Origin of the sequence: Mycolicibacterium sp. Y3 (genome assembly GCF_051188035.1) — a bacterium.
Classification (GTDB): Bacteria; Actinomycetota; Actinomycetes; order Mycobacteriales; family Mycobacteriaceae; genus Mycobacterium; species Mycobacterium fluoranthenivorans.
This window is the reverse complement of record NZ_JAVQLT010000001.1, coordinates 5,160,026-5,177,771: the sequence shown is the minus strand read 5'-3', so window position 1 is coordinate 5,177,771 and position 17,746 is coordinate 5,160,026. Positions and strand designations below refer to the sequence as shown.

The window sequence follows — 17,746 nt, the reverse complement described above, 5'->3', positions numbered from 1 at the left end:
CTGATGATTGTCCTGGGCGCGATCCTGCTCATTCTCGGGCTTGTCCTCAACGTCTACGTCCTGTGGGTCGTCGGTGTGATCCTCCTCGTCGTGGGCGCTGTGTTCTGGCTGCTGGGTTCGATCGGCCGCCCGGTCGCGGGCCGACGCTCCTGGTACTAGAACCCGGCCCTGCCATGGGCGCCGATGTAGACCATCCCGAGCGCGATCAACGGTGGGACACACGGGCCCGCGGTGAGACGGCAACCCAACGGCTGGACCGTAATTGGTCCAGTCTGCTGCAGGAGTTGCGGGTGGTCCAGACCGGCGTTCAGCTGCTCACCGGTCTGCTGCTGACACTGCCGTTCCAGAATCGGTTCGACCGTCTCGACGACCAGATGCGGACCGTCTACCTGGTGACCGTGGCGTGCTCCGTCGGCGCCACGATTCTCTTGGTGGCGCCGATAGGGATGCACCGCTTGATGTTCCGTCAGCACCGACTCGATGTCATCGTGTCCGGTGCGCATCGACTGGCCTGCTGCGGTCTCATCCTGCTGGCCCTCGCTCTCGCCGGAGTCGCTGTGTTGATCTTCGACGTGGTCGTGGGGACCCGAGCCGGGCTGGTGGCCGGTGGCATCACGGCGGTGGCCTTGGTCGCTCTGTGGCTGGTGTTGCCGCTTCTGCTGCGGCGCGGGCCGCCGCCGAGTTTGTGACGGTGGTGGCCCGGGTATCTGGGAGGACATGACCAGCTTCGGGTACACCCTCATGACGGAACAGGCCGGGCCGAAAGACCTGGTGCGCCACGCGGTGTCCGCCGAGGAGGCCGGGTTCGACTTCGAGGTCTGCAGTGACCATTTCTCACCGTGGCTGGCGGCCCAGGGCCACGCACCGCACGCGTGGACGGTGCTGGGTGCGGTCGCCCACGTGACGCACCAGGTCAGCCTGTACTCCTACGTGACCTGCCCGACCATCCGGTATCACCCCGCCGTGGTCGCTCAACAGGCCGCCACCCTGCAGATCCTCGCCGATGGCAGGTTCACCCTCGGTCTGGGCAGTGGCGAGAATCTCAACGAGCATGTCGTGGGAAAGGACTGGCCGACCGTGGGCCGGCGAATCGACATGCTGGCCGAAGCCATCAAGATCATCCGGGAGCTGATGAGCGGTGAGCTGGTCGACTTCCGCGGCGACTACTTCGAGGTGGATTCGGCACGGCTGTGGGACATCCCCGACGTGCCGGTCGGTCTGGCGGTGTCGATGACCGGAGAGAAGTCGGTCGAGAAGCTGGCCGATTTCGCCGACCACCTCATCGATACCGCGCCCGACGGCGACGTCGTCGAGACGTGGCGTCGTCGCCGCCGGGCGATCGGAATGCCCGAGGGTCGGGCGGTGGGCCAGGTGCCGGTGTGCTGGGATCCCGACCGGGAGAAGGCGATACAGCGTGCGCACGAACAGTTCCGGTGGTTCGGCGGCGGCTGGTCGGTCAATGCCGACCTGCCGACGACGGCCGGGTTCGCCGCGGCGAGCAAGTTCGTCCGGCCCGAGGACGTCGCCGACAGCATCCCGTGCGGACCCGACCTGGATGCGATCGTGGACGCGGTCAGGCCCTACCGGGACGCGGGATTCACCGACGTGGCGCTGGTCCAGGTCGGCGGCGAGACGCAGGATCAGTTCCTGTCCGAGGCCGCCGAGCCGCTGCTTGCCGCGTTGCGCGCGGAGTTGGGATGAGCGCGCCCGACCGCAACATCGTGCAGGTGATTCCCGGGGGCCCGGTGATCGTCGACGGACCGGTGTCCATCGAGCTGCCCGACGGCCAGGTGGTCGAATCGGAACGGTTCAAGGTGGCGATCTGCGCGTGCCGCAGATCGCGCACCTATCCGCTGTGCGATACCAGTCACCGCAAACGAATCCGGAAATCAGCGCAGCGGTGACAGCAGTGAGGTTCGTTTGTCGCTCCAGCACTTCATCAGATGATCGGCCAACCGGTCCTCGACCAGTTCGAAGGCTCTGATACCGAGCACCACATCGGATTCCAGATGCGGTTCGCGGCGCAGCAGGTCGGCGACGACATCGTTGCGCACCACCTGCTCGTGCACGGCATCCGCCTCGACGTGCTCGAGGTAGAACCGGGTGCACGCCTCGGGGGCGCTCATCCGGTCCAGCGCATCGGCGATCCGCTGCGCACCGGGTGGCGAGGTGATCTCGGTGGCCGCGAAATGCCCGACGGTGGCACCCCGAAGCGCACGGTGTAAGCCGAACATCGACATGAGGTTCACGACGGCGAGGGTTTCGGCCGGCACGGCCTCCAGGTAGGCCAGATAGCCGGCGTCCAGACCGGCGTCCGTCATCAGGTCGGCGAAGAGCCGTTGATGCACCTGTGAACCGCGGCCGCCGCCGTACTCGTCGAATTCGACGGCGACGAACGACGCCTTGGCTTGTCCGACCAGCCGGGGAATCACCCAGGCATGCGGATCCGCCTCTTTGAGGTGGTAGATGGACCGATGGGCGAAGTACTCGCGCATCTGGTCCCAACTGCCCCGGGTCAGGAGGAAGTGCGAAGGACCGCTTCCCTCAACGGGTTCCAGCGACAGCCGGTCCATCTCGGCGGCGGCCGTCACGCCGGTGAGATCGCCGACCCCGCGCCGGATATCGGTCAGGAAGATGTCCTCCAGCCGACCTCGCAACGCCAACAGAGTCGGATCCCACTCGAAGTCGTCGCTCACACCGTCGAACCCGCGATAGAACAGTTCGTAGCAGAGGTGTAACGCGTAGTGCAGGTCCATCCCGGCCGGATCGGAGTCGGACAGCGTGATATCGGCGACGCCGGACAGCGGTCGCTCGCCGGTCAGGTGGTCGAGCACGGCTTGGGACAGCGGACCTACCGCCTTGGGCAGTCCACGCGTGATGGTGCCCATCGTCAGATCTGCTGGCGCAGTCGGTGCCATCCGGACGCGAGTTGATCGCCACCCTGCTCGAAAGCGGATTCGGCTTGCTCGTAGGCCGTTTCGGCGAGTTCGCTGCCCTTGCGGCGGGCCTTCTCGGCGAGCGGGGCGGCACGATCGATGGCGATCTCGGCCAACTCGGTGCCCCGGCGGCGGGCCTTCTTGGCCACCGGCGCGCTCTTCTCCAACGCCGTGGCGGCGAGATCGCGGCCACGCTCGGCCCCGACCTGTAGGCGCTCGGCGCCGATCTGCAGACCGTGGCCCACCTTGTCGGCGAGTTCGGACTCAAGGCCGCTGTCGGCGCCCGGCAGTGCGGCGCTCACAGCCTCCGAGACCCGCCGTGCGGCTCGTCGGCCGCGCCATCCTAGCGACGGCTTGCCCGCGGTGTCGGCGGAGGCGAGCACCAACCCGCCGATCAGGCTGAGATCGGTGAGAAATCCACGGCGCTTGACGGCCTTGCGTTCCGGATCGGTCTCCTTCCAGAACATATGGTCGCCCAGATTGCCCGGGACGACCGTCAGGGCCAGCAGTCCCGAGGCGACCCGGGGAATGCGACCGGTGGCCAGCAGCAGCCCCGCCCCGATCTGTACACCGGCATTGACCCGCGCCACGGTGACGGCGTCGGACGGGACCTTCTGTGCCACCGGGTCGGGCAGGGTCTGCAGCCCTTCCAGGGTCGGGCGGACGATATCGGAGGCGGACTTGGTGTCCAGCAGGGTCTCGACGCCCTGGCCGATGAAGGCGACGGACAGTAACGGACGGGCGACTCTACGCAGCAACATGGCACCGGGATTCCCGGCACGGTCGGCGCCGAAACATCCCGCGCCGGCCGGACAAATCTCGCACCGGCGTTTGAATCCTGGCGAGCCGGGTATGACACCGCCATGGCATGGTCAGGCCATCGGGCCGAGGATGACGAGGATCGAGTACCCGCCGGGCCATCGGGTCACGCACGCCAGGCGGTGTAGGGCAATTGATCGACGGTATAACGATGTGGGGTAGCCTCCGTGCAGATACCCCGGGAGGTCAGATGACTGGGAACAGCGGCGACGACGGCGTGCCGGTTTCCGGCGACCGGTCTGTGGAACTCCGGGTGGCCGCGAGGCTGGAGAATCTTGCGGTGCTGCGCACGCTCGTGGCCGCCGCCGCGACGTTCGAGGACCTCGATATCGACTCCGTCGCCGACCTGCGCTTGGCTGTCGATGAGGCCTGCACCCGGCTGATACGTTCTGCCGCGCCGGATTCCGTCTTGGCCGTGCAGATCGATCCCGGCGACGAGGCCGTGACGGTCCACGCATCGACCACGTGCGAGGGTGACGACGCCGTCGTCGCCCCCGACAGCTTCAGCTGGCACGTGCTGCGTTCGTTGGTGTCCGATGTCCGGACTTTCGTGGACGGCCAGCACGTGAGCGGTGGGCACGTGGTCGGGATCTCTTTGACCGCAAGGCGAGTGGGCCTGCTGCAGTGAGCTCGGAATACACGGACGTCCTCGACATGTTCCGTGAACTCCGGGCGCTTCCTGAGGGCTCCACTCAGTTCGCCCGGCAACGTGAACGGATCGTCGAGCGTTGTCTACCCCTGGCCGATCACATCGCCCGCCGCTTCGGCGGTCGCGGCGAATCCCATGAGGACCTCGTTCAGGTCGCGCGGATGGGGCTGGTGAATGCGGTCAACCGCTTCGATGTCACCGCGGGATCGGACTTCGCGTCGTTCGCGGTGCCGACCGTGATGGGCGAGGTGCGTCGCCATTTCCGGGACAACGGCTGGTCGGTCAAGGTGCCCCGCCGGCTCAAGGAACTGCATGTCAGGATCGGCGGGGTGACCGCGGAGATGGCGCAGCGTCTGGGCCGGGCCCCCAACGCCACCGAACTCGCCGCCGAGCTCGATATCGACCGCCAAGAGGTGGTCGAGGCCCTGGTGGCGGGGAGTTCCTACAACACCTTGTCGATCGACAGCGGCAGTGGCGGTGACGACGACGCGCCGTCCATCGGCGACACGCTGGGCACCGAGGACCTTGCCCTGGAACAGGTGGACAATCGCGAGTCCTTACGCCCCCTGCTGGATTCCCTGCCCGATCGCGAACGAACGGTTCTGGTGCTCCGCTTCTTCGAGAACATGACACAGACGCAGATCGCCGAACGCATCGGCGTCTCGCAGATGCACGTATCGCGCCTGCTGGCGAGATCGCTAGCGCGACTTCGCGACGACCTCAACTAGATCAGAGGGGTCTCGGCGCAGTCGCAGCAGTGCCGTTGCGACGGACTCTTCGAGCGGCAGCGCGTTCTCGGGATCGCAGATCCGCAGCAGCCGTGTCACCGCGTGGCTGGGCACGACCGTCCAGTCGATCCCTTCGCCCGCCGCTCGTACGCCCAGCGTGTGCACGGCGGAGAAGGCCGCCGTACCGAAGAACTCCACGCCGGTCAGGTCGAGCACCAGTTCGCGGACATGGGGGAGGTGCAGGAAGACGTAGTCGGCGAACTCTCGGCAGTTGGCCGCGTCGATCTCCCCGAATACCGAGAGCACGGCGCTCGACGGGGCCAGCCACTTGGTGCAGTAGGCCGCCATATCGGATTCGGTGATATTGGAGGCGGAGTTCCGCCTCGCGGTAGGCAAAGTCAGGTTGTGCATGGTGACTCCATCAGTCGGAATACGTGATTCGTACTGTGGTCACGCCAAATAGTTCAAGACCCGTGGGGACCAGGCCCCAGGGTGCAGGACCTTGTTAGTTGTCCTCCACGTCAATGACGTTCGCTTCAGGCTGTGAACTCAACCTCGCCCTGACACTACGCCACTTGGCCGAACCGGACAATCGATCTGCCCGAGTTCGATTCGCGTCACCGGCCCGACCTGCGGATTCCGTGGTCACCTCGGCGCGTGTTCCGGTGTGTGGGGCGCATGGACGCCACCGCGGTATCGGGACGGGCCTCGTCGGCCTCGGTGTGGGAATCGAATCTGGTTGCTGCAGAACCTATTTCGTTACTGCGGGCAGCCGCGACCCGGGCCGGCGGGGCGGGTCGATCGGGGTGCGGATTCGGGTGTCGGCCGTGGCCGGTGGTGCGCGTGGCAAAGGGTGCTGCCGCGGTGGCGAGGCGGTTTCGTCGGAACGTTCTGCCAGGACGCACAGCGGGCGACCGCGAGGCAACGGGGACAGCAAACGCCGGGCGGCGCACCGCCCCAGGTCAGGCCAGCCAGCCTTGTTGCAGGTCCCAGGCCGGGCCGGCCGGTGGGGCGTCGTCGCGGGTCACGGTCGCCTGGATCAGCCCGTAGGGTCGGTCGTCGGCGTTGAACACCTCGTTGTTGTTCTCCAGCCCGAACGGGGACAGGTCATAGACGAAGTGGTGTTTGTTGGGTGCCGACAACCGCACCTCGGCGATCTGCGGGTGCTCCTCCAACACGGCGCGCCCCATGTGGAACAGCGTCTGCTGCAGTGCCAGGGACTGGACGACCGCGAACTGCGTGATCAGGGCCGTCTTGATCTGGCCGTACACCGTCTCCCAGTCGACATCGGTACTGGTGAACCGCCACTGGGCGACCAGCGAGGTGGCCATCACCCGGTCGTGGGTCGGTTCCAGGATGGTGTAGGGATCGCTGAGGAAGCCGGCGAACTCCGATCCCGTCGATTTCAGGACGATCAGATCCTTGAGGCCGCCGACGACGTACTCGCCGTCGGCGTCCACTGTGATGGCGGCGGTGCGGACCTCCTGGCCTTTGCGGATCCAGGTGTGGTCGTGTTCGGCGCCGTCCACAATGGCGCGCTCCCAAGCGTATTCCTCGATCTCGATCCGGGCGGCCTGCACCGGCGCGACATCGTGCACGAAGTGCCGGGCCAGGGTCAAACCGTAGTCCTCGATGGACAGCAGGCCTTTCTCCTTGGCGTAGGCGTAGGCGGTCTGCTTCTGCGTGTCGGTGGGCAACACGTCGGACTGGTCGCCGACCAGGTGAGCTGCGGTGAAATCGCCACGCAGGCAGGTGGATACGTTGATGTCGTGGATCTCGTGGCGGGGTGTGTCCCGGTAGATCCGGACCACCCGGTTCTCGGCCTTACCGTACTGATTCTTGCCCAGGATGATTTCCGACATCGTCAACTTCCTCGGTAGGTGGAGTACGCGAACGGTGAAAGCAGCAGTGGTACATGATATTTGGGAACACCGTCGGTGACCTCGAAGGCGATGACGACCTCCGGGTAGAAGCTGGGTGCGCCGGCGAAGTAGCCGGCGGTGTCGAAGGTCAGCCGGTACACACCGGGCGCCAACCCGGCGGCCAGCTCCGCCACCCGGCCGTCGGCGTCGGTGCGCGCGGTGGCCAGCACGGCACCGGCGGTGTCGGTGAGCGTGACGGCGATACCGGCGGCGGGCCGCCCGGCCACGGCGTCGAGGACATGGGTGCTCAGGTGTGTCATGACGACGATCCTGACGCCATCAGGCCGGCTCGCTCAAGAGCCGCTCCAGCCGGAGCCGGTTGATCTTGCCCAGCTCATTGCGCATCACCCGGCGTTCGGTATCGGGATCGTTGTCCAGGCGCTCGGTGAGAATGCCGAGCAGTTCCTGGGCCGTTCGTCCACTGGCGCACACCAGGTAGACATAGCCGAACTTGTCCTCATAGGCCCGGTTGCCTTCGGCCAGAGCCTGTTTCACCTCGTCACCGGCGCACGCCACCCCGGCCTGCTCACGCGCGGACGCGGCATTGTCCACCTTGCCGCCGATCCGCGGATGTCCGTCCAGAGCCGCGTCGATCTCGGCGTCGGGCAGCTCGGCGAGCACCCGGTCGGCGCGATCGAGCAGCGCCTGGGTGTCCGGGAACGGTGCCCCCGCGAGCACCCGGCGGGCCCAGATGGTCGAGCTGCACACCTCGAACAGGGCATGCATGCGTTGTCGGTCGGTCAGCATGTTGAAGCCGTCCAGGCCGATCGCCTTCACGACAGTTCGTTGAAGCGGCTGAAACGCGCCGCGGCGATCGGGTTGGCGTCGGCCACCAGATCGGTGAACCGGTAGTTGGCGATCTTGGCGACCTCGATCAGCGCGAACGCCTTCTCGGCGGAGTCGGAGTTGTCCATCCGGGACCATCCGTTGCGCAGCACCCGGTCGAAATGCTCGGTTTCCTTGGCGCAGATGATCAACGGGAAACCGAAGTGCTCGCGGTACGCGGTCGCCAATTCCACGACGTCATTGTGGTCGGACTCGTCGAGATTGGACAGCGCCACGTGGTCGACGGCCAGGGCGTGTCCGGTCTCGTCCTCGGCGCCCAGATCGTTGAAGGCGTTGAGCAGTTCGATCTGCTGCTCGGACGAGCCGGTGAGCACGGCATCCTGGAAGGCTTCCCGCAGCGCCAAGGTATCGGCGAAGGGGCGCTGCTGGTAGGCCCGCTCAACCGCCCACGGCACGTCCTGGACCACATGACCGAACACTTCGGTGAACCGTTCCGCGGTCATGGCGTTCACCTCGGTCAAGGTGATGGACCCGCCACCGGCCACCCGGGGCCCGCGCGACCCGGTATGGAAGAACACGATGTTGAGCACGATGGCGGCCACCGCGCCGATGCTGATCCCGCTGCCGAAGATGAGATCCAGGCCGGTGGGCATCGCCTTGGCGATATCGGGGTACGAGGTGACCCACAGTGCCAGCGCCAGGCTGGTGGTGACGATGATCAGGTTGCGGTGGTCGGTGAAGTCGACCTTGCCCAGTGTCTGGATGCCCACGACGGCGACGGTGGCGAACAGCGTCAGCGCCGCGCCGCCGAGCACCGGGTTGGGGATCGACGCGACGACGGCGGCGACCTTGGGCAGGAAACCCAGGATGATCATGATGACACCGGCGGCCGCCACCACCCAGCGGCTCTTGACGCCGGTCAGTCGTACCAGGCCGACGTTCTCGGAGAACGCGGTGTAGGGGAACGAGTTGAAGATGCCGCCGATGGCGGTGGCCACCCCGTCGGCGCGCAGCACGTTGCCGATATCGGAGGCCTTGATGCGCTTGCCGACGATCTCGCCGGTGGCGATCGTCGAACCGGTCGACTCCACGGCGGTGATCAGCAGCACGATGATCATGGTCAGGCACGCGACGAAGTCGAACTTGGGCATGCCGAACAGGAACGGCGGGGTGAAGCCGAACGCGGCCGCCTGGCCCACCTTGTCGAAGCTCATATCGCCGAGCAGGAAGGCGACCGTGCAGCCGATCACCAGTCCGAGCAGCACCGCGATGGTGGCCACGAACCCGCGGAACAGGCGCTGGATGGCGACGATGATCGCGATGGTGCCCAGCGCGTAGAGGAACCACCGGATGTTCGTCGGGTCGGTCTTGTGCGTGTGCGGATTGGTAACGGCGTCCATGGCGCCGACCGGGACCAGGCAGAGCCCGATGATGGTGATCAACGTTCCCGTCACCACCGGCGGGAAGAATTTGAGCAGTTTGATGAAGATCGGCGCGATGAGGAACGTGAAGACACCGGCGACGATCACCGCCCCGTACACGTACAGCAGGCTGGCCGCGCCGCCGCCATGGGCCAGCCCGATCGCGATGATGGGGGACACCCCGGCGAATGTGACGCCTTGCAGCAGCGGTAGCCGGACCCCGACCTTCCAGAAGCCCACCGCCTGGATGATCGAGGCGATCCCGCAGGTGAAGAGGTCGGCGGTGATGAGTTTGACCAGGTCTTCGGCCGGTAGGTTGATCGCGCCGGCGATGATGATCGGGACCAGCACCGCGCCGGCGTAGAACGCCACCACGTGCTGGAAGCCGTACAGCGCAAGCTTGGGGACCGGCAGCACCTCGTCGACGGGGTGCGTGCGCTTGGCTTGCGGCTTTTTTGTCGGGGCCGTCATCGTTCAAGAATCGTTCACGTTCACACTGTTCGCATGTCGAGTTCTGATGTCGCGGCCGGCGTACTGCTGGCCGCCGGTGCGGGAACTCGGTACGGAATGCCGAAAGTACTTGCCGAACAGGGGAGTTGGCTGAGCGCGGCCGTTACGGCGCTGCGCGACGGCGGCTGCCGGGACATCGTCGTCGTGCTGGGCGCGGCGGTGGTGCCGGTGCCCGCGCCGGCGCGCGCGGTGGTGGCCGACGACTGGGCCGACGGGCTTTCGGCATCGTTGCGTGCGGGGATCGGGGCAGTGGACGCCGAGCTGGCGGTCATCACGCTGGTGGACACTCCGGATATCGGTGCGGGCGCGGTGCGCCGGGTGCTGGCCGCGGCCGCCGAGACGGGGCTCGCCCGGGCGGTGTACGCGGGCCGGCCCGGTCACCCGGTGGTGATCGCGCGCCGGTTCTGGCCGCAGATGCTGGCCGCCGCGCACGGGGACACCGGGGCGGGCCCGTTCCTGCGGGGACGCTCCGATGTGGTCGACGTCGAGTGCGCCGACCTCGGCACCGGCGCCGATGTCGATGAGCCTTAGAGCAGGCCCAGTCGTTCCACCGCGGACCGCTCGTCGAGCAGCTCGGCCACCGAGGCGTCGATGCGCGCGCGGGAGAACTCGTTGATGTCCAAGCCCTCGACGATCTGCCACGCGCCGTCGATCGCGCGGACCGGCAGGGAGGCCACCACACCCTCGGGGATGCCGTAGACGCCGGGTGACGGCAGCGCGACCGACGTCCAGTCCGCCGGGTCGGTGCCGTCCACCCAGTCGCGGACGTGGTCGATGGCGGCGTTGGCGGCCGACGCCGCCGAGGAGGTGCCGCGGGCCTCGATGATGGCGGTGCCGCGGGTGGCCACCGTCGGGATGAAATCCTTTGCCAGCCAATCGGTGTCGGCGGCGAACTCGGCACCGGGACGGCCGCCCACTTCGGCGTGGAAGATGTCCGGGTACATGGTCGGGGAGTGGTTGCCCCATACCGTCACCCGGGAGACCTCGGTGACGTGCACCCCGGCGTGGTCGGCCAGCGCGGCGACTGCCCGGTTGTGGTCGAGTCGGGTCAGCGCGGTGAATCTGCTCGCCGGGATGTCGGGTGCGTGCGCGGAGGCGACCAGGGCGTTGGTGTTGGCGGGATTGCCGACCACCACGATGCGTACATCACTGCCCGCGCCGGAGTTCAGCGCCTTGCCCGCCTCGGCGAAGATCGCGGCGTTGGCGGCCAGCAGGTCGGCTCGTTCCATTCCCTTGCTGCGCGGCCGCGCACCCACCAGCAGGGCGACGTCGACACCGTCGAAAGCGCGCACGGGATCGTCGTGGATCTCGATGTCGACCAGCAGATCGAAGGCGCTGTCCACGAGTTCCATCACCACACCCTCGGCGGCCCGGATCGCGCCGGGCAGTTCCAGCAGCCGCAGGGTGACGGGCACATCGCGGCCGAGCAGAGCGCCGGCGCCGATGCGGAACAGGGCGGCGTAGCCGATCTGGCCGGCGGCGCCGGTCACCGTGACCACTTTCGCCGGCGTGCTCACGTGTGGACTTCCAGGCCGAGCACCATCTCCGCGTACCGCCGGACGGTGTCCTCCGACATCACGGCGGCGTCCTCGAAGCCGGGGCGGCCGCGGCTGTGCAGGTATCCGGTGACGGGGTCGAGGACGACTTCGGCGAGCAACTCGCCGGTGGTCGGCTCGCACACCGCCCAGGTGTAGCGCGTGTCGTCGGCCCAGCCGTCCTCGGCGTCGTGCACGTAGTCCAGGTCGACCTCACCGAGGTCGGCCAGCGCCGGCCGGTCGTCGACCCGGTCATCGCAGCGCAGACCGCGCAGGTACCACTGGCCGTTGTTGATCTCTACCGGCTCCATATGACTCCCCAGAATGCCGAATGGCCACGTGCGGCACAGGATTCACCGGAATCCGTGCCACAGGTGGCCACTCGGCGTGAACGAATTACTTGATTTCGGCGATCACGGTGCCCTGGGTGATGGCGGCACCGGCCTCGACGGCCAGCCCGGTGATGGTGCCGTCCTTGTGCGCGGTCACCGGGTTCTCCATCTTCATGGCTTCCAGCACCACGACCAGGTCGCCGGCGGCGACGGTCTGGCCCTCTTCGACGGCCACCTTCACCACGGTGCCCTGCATCGGAGCGGTGACCGAGTCGCCGGACGCGGCCGTGGCGCCGGAGGCACCCCGCTTGCGCGGCTTGGGCTTCTTACGGATCACCCCGGCCGCGGCGCCACCGCCGCCGCCCAGGGCGAGATCGCCCGGCAGCGAGACCTCGAGGCGGCGTCCGCCGACCTCGACGACCACCTTCTGGCGGGGCAGGTTGTCTTCCTCATCCAGCGGTTCGCCGGCGGTGAACGGCTCGACGGTGTTGTCCCACTCGGTCTCGATCCAGCGGGTGTGCACGTCGAACTTCTCGCCGTCACCGATGAACGCCGGGTCGCTCACGACCGCACGGTGGAACGGGATGACGGTCGCGAGGCCTTCGACATGGAATTCAGCGAGGGCTCGGCGACTCCTGGCCAGGGCCTCCTCGCGGGTGGCACCCGAGACGATCAGCTTGGCCAGCATCGAGTCGAACTGCCCGCCGATGACGGAGCCGGTCTCCACGCCGGAATCCATGCGCACGCCGGGGCCGGTCGGCGGCTCGAACTTCGACACCGGCCCGGGGGCGGGCAGGAAGCCGCGGCCGGCGTCCTCACCGTTGATCCGGAACTCGAAGGAGTGCCCGCGCGGGGTCGGATCCTCGGTGATGTCGAGGGCTTCGCCGTTGGCGATCTTGAACTGCTGCAGCACCAGGTCGATACCCGAGGTCTCCTCGGTGACCGGGTGTTCCACCTGCAGGCGGGTGTTGACCTCGAGGAAGGAGATCAGGCCGTCCTGGCCGACCAGGTACTCGACGGTGCCCGCACCGTAGTAACCGGCCTCCTTGCAGATGCGCTTGGCTGACTCGTGGATCTCCTTGCGCTGCGCGTCCGTGAGGAACGGCGCGGGGGCCTCTTCGACCAGCTTCTGGAAGCGGCGCTGCAGCGAGCAGTCGCGGGTACCGGCGACGACCACGTTGCCGTGGGTGTCGGCGATGACCTGGGCCTCGACGTGGCGCGGCTTGTCCAGGTAGCGCTCGACGAAGCACTCGCCGCGGCCGAAGGCGGCGACGGCCTCACGGGTGGCCGACTCGAACAGTTCGGGGATCTCTTCGAGCGTGCGGGCCACCTTCATGCCGCGGCCGCCACCGCCGAAGGCGGCCTTGATGGCGATGGGAAGGCCGTACTCCTTGGCGAAGGCGAGGATCTCGTCGGCGTCCTTGACCGGGTCCGGGGTGCCGGGCACCAGCGGGGCCTGTGCGCGCGCGGCGATGTGCCGTGCGGTGACCTTGTCGCCGAGATCGCGGATGGACTGCGGGCTCGGGCCGATCCAGATCAGGCCGGCGTCCAGGACGGCCTGGGCGAAGTCGGCGTTCTCGGAGAGGAAGCCGTAACCGGGGTGGATCGCGTTGGCGCCGGACTTGGCGGCGGCGTCGAGGAGCTTCTCGAACACCAGATAGGACTCGGCCGAGGTCTGGCCGCCCAGCGCGAACGCCTCATCGGCGAGCCGCACGTGCGGCGCGTCGGCGTCGGGCTCGGCATAGACGGCCACGCTGGTCAGCCCGGCGTCCTTGGCGGCACGGATCACACGGACAGCGATCTCCCCGCGGTTGGCGACAAGCACCTTGGAGATTTTCGAGCTGGCGTGATTGGGCACTGCGCCTCCTGATGGCAGGTATCTCTAAGAAACGTCTTTAAGAATCTATCGGGCGAAGTGTATGCGTCCAATTCCGGGGGTGGCGAGTCGGCACCCCGAAAAATTGTCAAGCCACCGTTGCCATTTCGGTAAACACATGTAGTTACTGGCGAGTACGTTGACCTGCTGCGCAGGTCGGCCCCGATACGCCGCCGGCGGCGCCCGCTCGGGGCACCGCCGGCACGGGGTGGGGACAATCAGGCGAACAACGACGGGATGCCCTGCATCGATGCGGCGGGCTCCACGCCCAGGACATTGGCGAGCAGTGACGGTGCCACGTCGAGCACATCCACCTCTTTGCGCGACGGGTCGGGTGCGATGCCGGCGCCCGCGGCGATCAGGATTCCCTCCGGGATGTGGTAGCCGGTGTTGATGCCGCCGATCCGGGGTTGCCGGGCGAGGCCCAGCTTCTCCGGCGGGGCGACGACCTCGCCCGACTCGCCGTTGCCGGGGCGGAAGCGCAACATGGCGGAGTCGTCGCAGCCCAGCATGTAATCGATGCCGAAGGTCACCGTCTTGCCCTCGACTCGGATACGCGCGAAGAGCGGGCCCTTGCCTTCGACGGACACCGACTCCAGCGGCGGCCCAGCCGCGCGGGCATCGTCCTCGGTGTCGAACACCAGCGACACCATCGGATACATCGCCAGCCCCGGGCCGAGGGGGCGTAGTCCCAGCGACTCGGCGAGCAAGGTGTAGTCCTCGACGACGTGCATGTGGTCGCTGAGTTCGGGTACCGCGACCGGTCCCTGGCCCATGCTCGCCGAGACGACGAGCATCGAGTTCGGATTCTTGGCCAGGTACTTGCGAATGCGTCCGATCTGCCGGTCTGCGATATCCATCGCCGCGATGATGAAGCTGCCGTACACCTCATCGGAGGTGTACTCGAACCGCTCGGTGTACCCGGGCATGCTGTCACCCCAGAAGCGGTGCATCATGCCGGCCACGTGGTTGGTGAAGAACACACTCAGGCGCGGCTGGTGCGTGCGGTGCAGTTTCCAGAACAGGTCGAAGCTCAGCGGCGCCTGCATCGCCGAACGGAACGCCTTGTAGCGGGGGTCGACGCGCTCTTTGACCAGATGGGTGCCCAGAGTGGCCATGGAGCGCGGGGTCAGACCCTGCCGCACGAGGGCGGCCGCGGTTGCTGCCAGCGCCTTGGGGTGCATGGCGGCGTCAGGGGAGAACCCGTTCTCGCCCGTCATCGCCAGGTTGAACGTCTGGAAGCTCTCCAAGGTGGGCGGAAACGTCTTGGCATCCCGGCTGAACGTGTCCGGGATATAGAAGCCGCCGTGCCGGAACCGACGGGCCGGCCAGCTCTGCATGGGGCCGAACACGCCGACCGACAGGCCGGCCTTCTCGGCGACGTCCCAGATCGGTTCGCCGCGGAACGTCGTCGGGTCCTGCCCCAGGTCAAAGGAATTGTGGTCGTAGGTCGACATGTGCAGCGTCGGCCAGGTGCGCCACGGTTGCAGGCCCTGATGCTCTTCGCGGTCCTCGTGTACGGTCGTCAGCGATTGCCCCTCCCGCAGGAGCGTGGCGATATTCGACTCCGGGCGCCTGTTGACGTAGATCTCCACGACATCCCAGGGGACCTCGTTGAGTTCGTACAGGATGACGTCTCTGTGTTGCCGGTCCATGAAGGCGGGGACCTTTCGTGATTGCTTCCTCGTCTTGCGTCCGGCTGCTGCCGTAAGCGGGCGGCATCTTTGCCAAAACCTGCGCTCATGGAGCATTCTGGCATGACGGAAGCGTCAATATTGCCACTCGCTGTGTATTTCATGAGTAGCCGCACCGTACGGGCTCAGCGCGCCGGCCGGGGACGAGGGCTCAGCGAAGCGGACTCACGCCGTTTGCAGGCGCCGTTTGATCCGGGCGAGCATGGCGGACATCCCGCGCAGACGTAGCGGGCTGATCAACGCGGCCAGCCCCAGATCGGCGTAGAAGTCGTCGGGCACGGCCAGGATGGCGGATGCCGACTGGCCGTCCAGCCCCGCCGCGAGGATGGCGGCGAAGCCCCGGGTGGTCGGGGCCTCGGCCGGTGCGCTGAAGTACAGGCGCACGTTGTCCCGGTCGGCCGCGTCCACATCGAGGAACAACGGTGACTGGCATTCGGGAACCGGCTCCATCGCCGCCTCTTCGAGGTGGGCGGGCAGGGGTGGCAGCTCATTGGCGAACTCCAGCAGCAGCGCAAGCTTGTCCTGGCCCGTCATCTCACCGAACTCGGCGACCACCTCGGCGAGTGCGGAGGGCATCGCGCTCATACCGAACCGGGCTCTTCTCCCACCGCCACCGGCACCCGCACGGCGTTGCCCCATTCGGTCCACGAACCGTCGTAGTTGCGTACCCCGGGCAGCCCCAGGAGGTGGGTCAGCACGAACCAGGTGTGGCTGGACCGCTCGCCGATGCGGCAGTACACGATCGTCTTGTCGTCGGCACCGAGGTGACCGTAGAGCTTCTCCAGTTCGGCGCGGCTGCGGAACCGGCCGCTCTCGTCGGCGGCCTTGGCCCAGGGGATCGACACCGCCGTCGGGATGTGGCCGCCGCGCAGGGCGCCTTCCTCCGGGTAGTCGGGCATGTGGGTGCGCTCGCCGGTGTACTCCTGCGGGGACCGGACATCGATGAGCGGTTGGGTGCCCAGCGCGGCGAGGACATCGTCGCGGTACGCCCGGATGGGGCTGTCATTGCGTTCCACCGTCGGATATCCGGTGGTCTGCTTGGTGGGTACCTCCAGCGAGGTGTCCCGGCCGTGCGAGACCCACAGGTCGCGGCCACCGTCGAGCAGGCGCACGTCGGGATGCCCGAAGAGGGTGAACACCCAGAGTGCGTACGCGGCCCACCAGTTGCTCTTGTCGCCGTAGATCACGACGGTGTCCTCGCGCGAGATGCCCTTGCGGTTCATCAGGTCGGCGAATTGGGCGCCATCGATGTAATCGCGGACGGTCGGATCGTTGAGGTCGACATGCCAGTCGATCTTCACCGCACCCGGGATGTGGCCGGTGTCGTAGAGCAGCACGTCCTCGTCGGACTCGACGATGGCGAGCCCGGGGCGGCCCAGGTTGGCCGACAGCCAGTCAGCGGTGACCAGGCGTTCCGGGTGGGCGTAGGCGGCGAGGGCAGGATCGGGATCTGCGGCTAATGGCACGCTCCGAGCCTACTCACGCAGCGTGATGCGCGGGAGGACAGGCCTGATCCAGGTGGGCCGCCGACAGCGAGCCGGGGGACTGCCCGAAGTCACCGATTTCTCGCGCCGCGCACCGGTGGGCGGTCGGCTCACCGGTGCGGCCGACGGTCAGGGCACAATGGGCGGCCATGGGCGTGAGAGTGATCCGAGTAACAGGTGCCGGGATCGCGGCGGTGGCGACCTGCGCGGTGATCGCCGCCTGCACCAGCACGGTGCCCGGGCAGCCCGCCGCCAATGGCACGCAGACGACGACCAGCGGCGCGCCCGGTCAGCCCGCGAGCGGCCCGAGGGTGGCCAAAGAGGCGCTGCAGAAGGTGGTCGTCGAGCAACTCGCCCGCTCCGGGGTGACCCCACAGTCGGTGGCCTGCCCGCAAGATCTGATCGGCCAGGTCGGGCAGTCGGTCCGTTGCGATGTCACCGTCAGTGCGGTGAACAGTTTCCAGATCGCCATCGCGGTGACGGGCGTCAAAGGCAGCGAGGTGAACTACGCGATGACACCGTCGGTGAGCAAGAGCCAACTCGCGGTGTCGGTCGCCGACATGGTCAATCGTTCGACCCAGACCGCCCCGGACGCGGTGACTTGCGAATCGGACCTGGACGGCAAGGTGGGGGCGACGGCGTACTGCAATGTCACCGTCGCGGGCGCGGCCACCCGGCAGGCGGTGGTGGTCACCAAGGTGCAGGGCCTGGCGATGGACTACGGACTGGCGGCGGCCCAGGGGAGTGATCCGGCGCAGCCGCCGACGGGCACCCCGCCGCCGCCGGGGCCCGGTGGCGGCCCGGTGCTGGCGCCCAACGGTGGCCTGGGCGCGACGCTGCCCAAGGCTGTCGCCGAAGGCGCGTTGCTTGCTCAGTTGCGGCAAACCGGCCAGGCCCCGGATTCGGCCAGCTGCGCCGGTGACATGCCCATCTCCGTCGGCGCCACGTTGCCGTGCACCGCGGTGACCGCGGGCCGGGGCCAGAACTACCTGCTGGTGGTGGCGTCGGTGGTGAACGGCAGCGCCACCTTCAAAGTGCTTCCAGCGCAGTAATT

At 67.6% G+C, this 17,746-nt stretch carries 22 protein-coding genes; 8 read left to right on the top strand and 14 right to left on the bottom strand.

Annotation, left to right across the window (positions count from 1 at the left end):
• The first annotated feature begins 3 nt into the window (after positions 1 to 3).
• Genes QN239_RS25260 through QN239_RS25245 form a run of 4 tightly spaced genes read left to right on the top strand, consistent with a single transcriptional unit; the run spans position 4 to position 1,904 of the window.
• Positions 4 to 159 carry a DUF6131 family protein gene (locus QN239_RS25260; protein ID WP_090355945.1) on the top strand — a complete coding sequence of 52 codons (156 nt, stop codon included), beginning with the start codon at positions 4 to 6 and terminating at the stop codon, positions 157 to 159.
• Between the two features lie 14 nt (positions 160 to 173).
• Positions 174 to 689: a DUF6328 family protein gene (locus QN239_RS25255; RefSeq protein ID WP_499014561.1), complete on the top strand. Its 516-nt coding sequence runs from the start codon at positions 174 to 176 to the stop codon at positions 687 to 689.
• 28 nt (positions 690 to 717) lie between these two features.
• Entirely contained in the window at positions 718 to 1,701 is a 984-nt protein-coding gene (locus QN239_RS25250; protein ID WP_499014559.1) for an LLM class F420-dependent oxidoreductase, read from the top strand.
• Positions 1,698 to 1,904, top strand: a complete 207-nt coding sequence (locus tag QN239_RS25245) for a CDGSH iron-sulfur domain-containing protein (protein WP_090355937.1) — start codon at positions 1,698 to 1,700, stop codon at positions 1,902 to 1,904. Before QN239_RS25250 ends, QN239_RS25245 begins: the two co-directional genes overlap by 4 nt.
• Here the strand turns inward: QN239_RS25245 and QN239_RS25240 are convergent.
• A complete protein-coding gene (locus tag QN239_RS25240; protein WP_499014558.1) occupies positions 1,890 to 2,888 on the bottom strand; it encodes an iron-containing redox enzyme family protein in 999 nt (332 codons plus the stop codon). The genes QN239_RS25245 and QN239_RS25240 overlap by 15 nt on opposite strands.
• A gap of 2 nt (positions 2,889 to 2,890) precedes the next feature.
• Positions 2,891 to 3,697 (bottom strand): DoxX family protein, encoded by an 807-nt coding sequence (locus QN239_RS25235; RefSeq protein WP_499014556.1) that lies wholly within the window; start codon positions 3,695 to 3,697, stop codon positions 2,891 to 2,893.
• 248 nt (positions 3,698 to 3,945) lie between these two features.
• On the opposite strand from QN239_RS25235, the gene QN239_RS25230 reads away from it, so the two are divergent.
• Positions 3,946 to 4,383, top strand: a complete 438-nt coding sequence (locus QN239_RS25230; RefSeq protein WP_090356303.1) for an ATP-binding protein — start codon at positions 3,946 to 3,948, stop codon at positions 4,381 to 4,383.
• 26 nt (positions 4,384 to 4,409) lie between these two features.
• Positions 4,410 to 5,132, top strand: a complete 723-nt coding sequence (locus tag QN239_RS25225) for a SigB/SigF/SigG family RNA polymerase sigma factor (protein WP_499014554.1) — start codon at positions 4,410 to 4,412, stop codon at positions 5,130 to 5,132.
• On the opposite strand, the gene QN239_RS25220 is transcribed toward QN239_RS25225, so the two are convergent.
• The 5 genes from QN239_RS25220 to QN239_RS25200 all read right to left on the bottom strand — a co-directional run bounded on the left by QN239_RS25220 (position 5,103) and on the right by QN239_RS25200 (position 9,732).
• Positions 5,103 to 5,543: an STAS domain-containing protein gene (locus QN239_RS25220; RefSeq protein ID WP_234901159.1), complete on the bottom strand. Its 441-nt coding sequence runs from the start codon at positions 5,541 to 5,543 to the stop codon at positions 5,103 to 5,105. The genes QN239_RS25225 and QN239_RS25220 overlap by 30 nt on opposite strands.
• 551 nt (positions 5,544 to 6,094) lie before the next feature.
• The gene (gene pucL, locus QN239_RS25215) at positions 6,095 to 6,994 is read right to left on the bottom strand and encodes a factor-independent urate hydroxylase (protein WP_499014552.1); all 900 of its coding nucleotides are present in this window, start codon (positions 6,992 to 6,994) and stop codon (positions 6,095 to 6,097) included.
• Positions 6,995 to 6,996: 2 nt separating this feature from the next.
• Positions 6,997 to 7,314 (bottom strand): hydroxyisourate hydrolase, encoded by a 318-nt coding sequence (uraH, locus tag QN239_RS25210; protein ID WP_499014550.1) that lies wholly within the window; start codon positions 7,312 to 7,314, stop codon positions 6,997 to 6,999.
• A 19-nt stretch (positions 7,315 to 7,333) separates the two neighbouring features.
• Positions 7,334 to 7,801, bottom strand: a complete 468-nt coding sequence (uraD, locus tag QN239_RS25205; RefSeq protein WP_499016962.1) for a 2-oxo-4-hydroxy-4-carboxy-5-ureidoimidazoline decarboxylase — start codon at positions 7,799 to 7,801, stop codon at positions 7,334 to 7,336.
• Between the two features lie 26 nt (positions 7,802 to 7,827).
• Complete coding sequence (locus QN239_RS25200) at positions 7,828 to 9,732, bottom strand: PbuX/PucJ/PucK family nucleobase permease (RefSeq protein WP_090355920.1); 1,905 nt, start codon at positions 9,730 to 9,732, stop codon at positions 7,828 to 7,830.
• Between the two features lie 33 nt (positions 9,733 to 9,765).
• Between QN239_RS25200 and QN239_RS25195 the strand changes: the two genes are divergently transcribed.
• Positions 9,766 to 10,302: a nucleotidyltransferase family protein gene (locus QN239_RS25195; protein ID WP_499014549.1), complete on the top strand. Its 537-nt coding sequence runs from the start codon at positions 9,766 to 9,768 to the stop codon at positions 10,300 to 10,302.
• On the opposite strand, the gene QN239_RS25190 is transcribed toward QN239_RS25195, so the two are convergent.
• From QN239_RS25190 to QN239_RS25160, 7 genes are all read right to left on the bottom strand, one after another.
• Complete coding sequence (locus QN239_RS25190; RefSeq protein WP_499014547.1) at positions 10,299 to 11,288, bottom strand: malate dehydrogenase; 990 nt, start codon at positions 11,286 to 11,288, stop codon at positions 10,299 to 10,301. The genes QN239_RS25195 and QN239_RS25190 overlap by 4 nt on opposite strands.
• Positions 11,285 to 11,617 (bottom strand): hypothetical protein, encoded by a 333-nt coding sequence (locus QN239_RS25185; protein ID WP_090355912.1) that lies wholly within the window; start codon positions 11,615 to 11,617, stop codon positions 11,285 to 11,287. The genes QN239_RS25190 and QN239_RS25185 overlap by 4 nt, the downstream gene beginning before the upstream one ends.
• 85 nt (positions 11,618 to 11,702) lie before the next feature.
• Positions 11,703 to 13,496 carry an acetyl/propionyl/methylcrotonyl-CoA carboxylase subunit alpha gene (locus tag QN239_RS25180; RefSeq protein WP_499014545.1) on the bottom strand — a complete coding sequence of 598 codons (1,794 nt, stop codon included), beginning with the start codon at positions 13,494 to 13,496 and terminating at the stop codon, positions 11,703 to 11,705.
• A gap of 236 nt (positions 13,497 to 13,732) precedes the next feature.
• Complete coding sequence (locus QN239_RS25175; RefSeq protein WP_499014544.1) at positions 13,733 to 15,169, bottom strand: hypothetical protein; 1,437 nt, start codon at positions 15,167 to 15,169, stop codon at positions 13,733 to 13,735.
• Between the two features lie 204 nt (positions 15,170 to 15,373).
• Positions 15,374 to 15,793: a SufE family protein gene (locus QN239_RS25170; RefSeq protein WP_499014542.1), complete on the bottom strand. Its 420-nt coding sequence runs from the start codon at positions 15,791 to 15,793 to the stop codon at positions 15,374 to 15,376.
• Positions 15,790 to 16,674, bottom strand: a complete 885-nt coding sequence (locus QN239_RS25165) for a sulfurtransferase (protein WP_187098582.1) — start codon at positions 16,672 to 16,674, stop codon at positions 15,790 to 15,792. The genes QN239_RS25170 and QN239_RS25165 overlap by 4 nt, the downstream gene beginning before the upstream one ends.
• A 13-nt stretch (positions 16,675 to 16,687) precedes the next feature.
• On the bottom strand, positions 16,688 to 16,843 hold the full coding sequence (locus QN239_RS25160; RefSeq protein WP_499014540.1) for a hypothetical protein: 156 nt from the start codon (positions 16,841 to 16,843) through the stop codon (positions 16,688 to 16,690).
• Between QN239_RS25160 and QN239_RS25155 the strand changes: the two genes are divergently transcribed.
• Positions 16,842 to 17,744 (top strand): DUF4333 domain-containing protein, encoded by a 903-nt coding sequence (locus QN239_RS25155; protein WP_499014538.1) that lies wholly within the window; start codon positions 16,842 to 16,844, stop codon positions 17,742 to 17,744. The genes QN239_RS25160 and QN239_RS25155 overlap by 2 nt on opposite strands.
• Positions 17,745 to 17,746 lie beyond the last annotated feature (2 nt).

What these genes read in the sequence shown, in the direction of transcription:
- QN239_RS25250 (WP_499014559.1), top strand. Translation starts at nt 718, where the DNA reads ATGACCAGCTTCGGGTACACCCTCATGACGGAACAGGCCGGGCCGAAA.
- QN239_RS25160 (WP_499014540.1), bottom strand. Translation starts at nt 16,843, where the DNA reads ATGGCCGCCCATTGTGCCCTGACCGTCGGCCGCACCGGTGAGCCGACC.
- QN239_RS25155 (WP_499014538.1), top strand. Translation starts at nt 16,842, where the DNA reads ATGGGCGTGAGAGTGATCCGAGTAACAGGTGCCGGGATCGCGGCGGTG.
- QN239_RS25235 (WP_499014556.1), bottom strand. Translation starts at nt 3,697, where the DNA reads ATGTTGCTGCGTAGAGTCGCCCGTCCGTTACTGTCCGTCGCCTTCATC.
- QN239_RS25240 (WP_499014558.1), bottom strand. Translation starts at nt 2,888, where the DNA reads ATGGGCACCATCACGCGTGGACTGCCCAAGGCGGTAGGTCCGCTGTCC.
- uraH (WP_499014550.1), bottom strand. Translation starts at nt 7,314, where the DNA reads ATGACACACCTGAGCACCCATGTCCTCGACGCCGTGGCCGGGCGGCCC.
- QN239_RS25260 (WP_090355945.1), top strand. Translation starts at nt 4, where the DNA reads ATGATTGTCCTGGGCGCGATCCTGCTCATTCTCGGGCTTGTCCTCAAC.
- QN239_RS25170 (WP_499014542.1), bottom strand. Translation starts at nt 15,793, where the DNA reads ATGAGCGCGATGCCCTCCGCACTCGCCGAGGTGGTCGCCGAGTTCGGT.
- QN239_RS25195 (WP_499014549.1), top strand. Translation starts at nt 9,766, where the DNA reads ATGTCGAGTTCTGATGTCGCGGCCGGCGTACTGCTGGCCGCCGGTGCG.
- QN239_RS25225 (WP_499014554.1), top strand. Translation starts at nt 4,410, where the DNA reads ATGTTCCGTGAACTCCGGGCGCTTCCTGAGGGCTCCACTCAGTTCGCC.
- QN239_RS25185 (WP_090355912.1), bottom strand. Translation starts at nt 11,617, where the DNA reads ATGGAGCCGGTAGAGATCAACAACGGCCAGTGGTACCTGCGCGGTCTG.
- QN239_RS25220 (WP_234901159.1), bottom strand. Translation starts at nt 5,543, where the DNA reads ATGCACAACCTGACTTTGCCTACCGCGAGGCGGAACTCCGCCTCCAAT.
- QN239_RS25245 (WP_090355937.1), top strand. Translation starts at nt 1,698, where the DNA reads ATGAGCGCGCCCGACCGCAACATCGTGCAGGTGATTCCCGGGGGCCCG.
- QN239_RS25175 (WP_499014544.1), bottom strand. Translation starts at nt 15,169, where the DNA reads ATGGACCGGCAACACAGAGACGTCATCCTGTACGAACTCAACGAGGTC.
- QN239_RS25200 (WP_090355920.1), bottom strand. Translation starts at nt 9,732, where the DNA reads ATGACGGCCCCGACAAAAAAGCCGCAAGCCAAGCGCACGCACCCCGTC.
- QN239_RS25255 (WP_499014561.1), top strand. Translation starts at nt 174, where the DNA reads ATGGGCGCCGATGTAGACCATCCCGAGCGCGATCAACGGTGGGACACA.
- uraD (WP_499016962.1), bottom strand. Translation starts at nt 7,801, where the DNA reads ATGCTGACCGACCGACAACGCATGCATGCCCTGTTCGAGGTGTGCAGC.
- QN239_RS25230 (WP_090356303.1), top strand. Translation starts at nt 3,946, where the DNA reads ATGACTGGGAACAGCGGCGACGACGGCGTGCCGGTTTCCGGCGACCGG.
- pucL (WP_499014552.1), bottom strand. Translation starts at nt 6,994, where the DNA reads ATGTCGGAAATCATCCTGGGCAAGAATCAGTACGGTAAGGCCGAGAAC.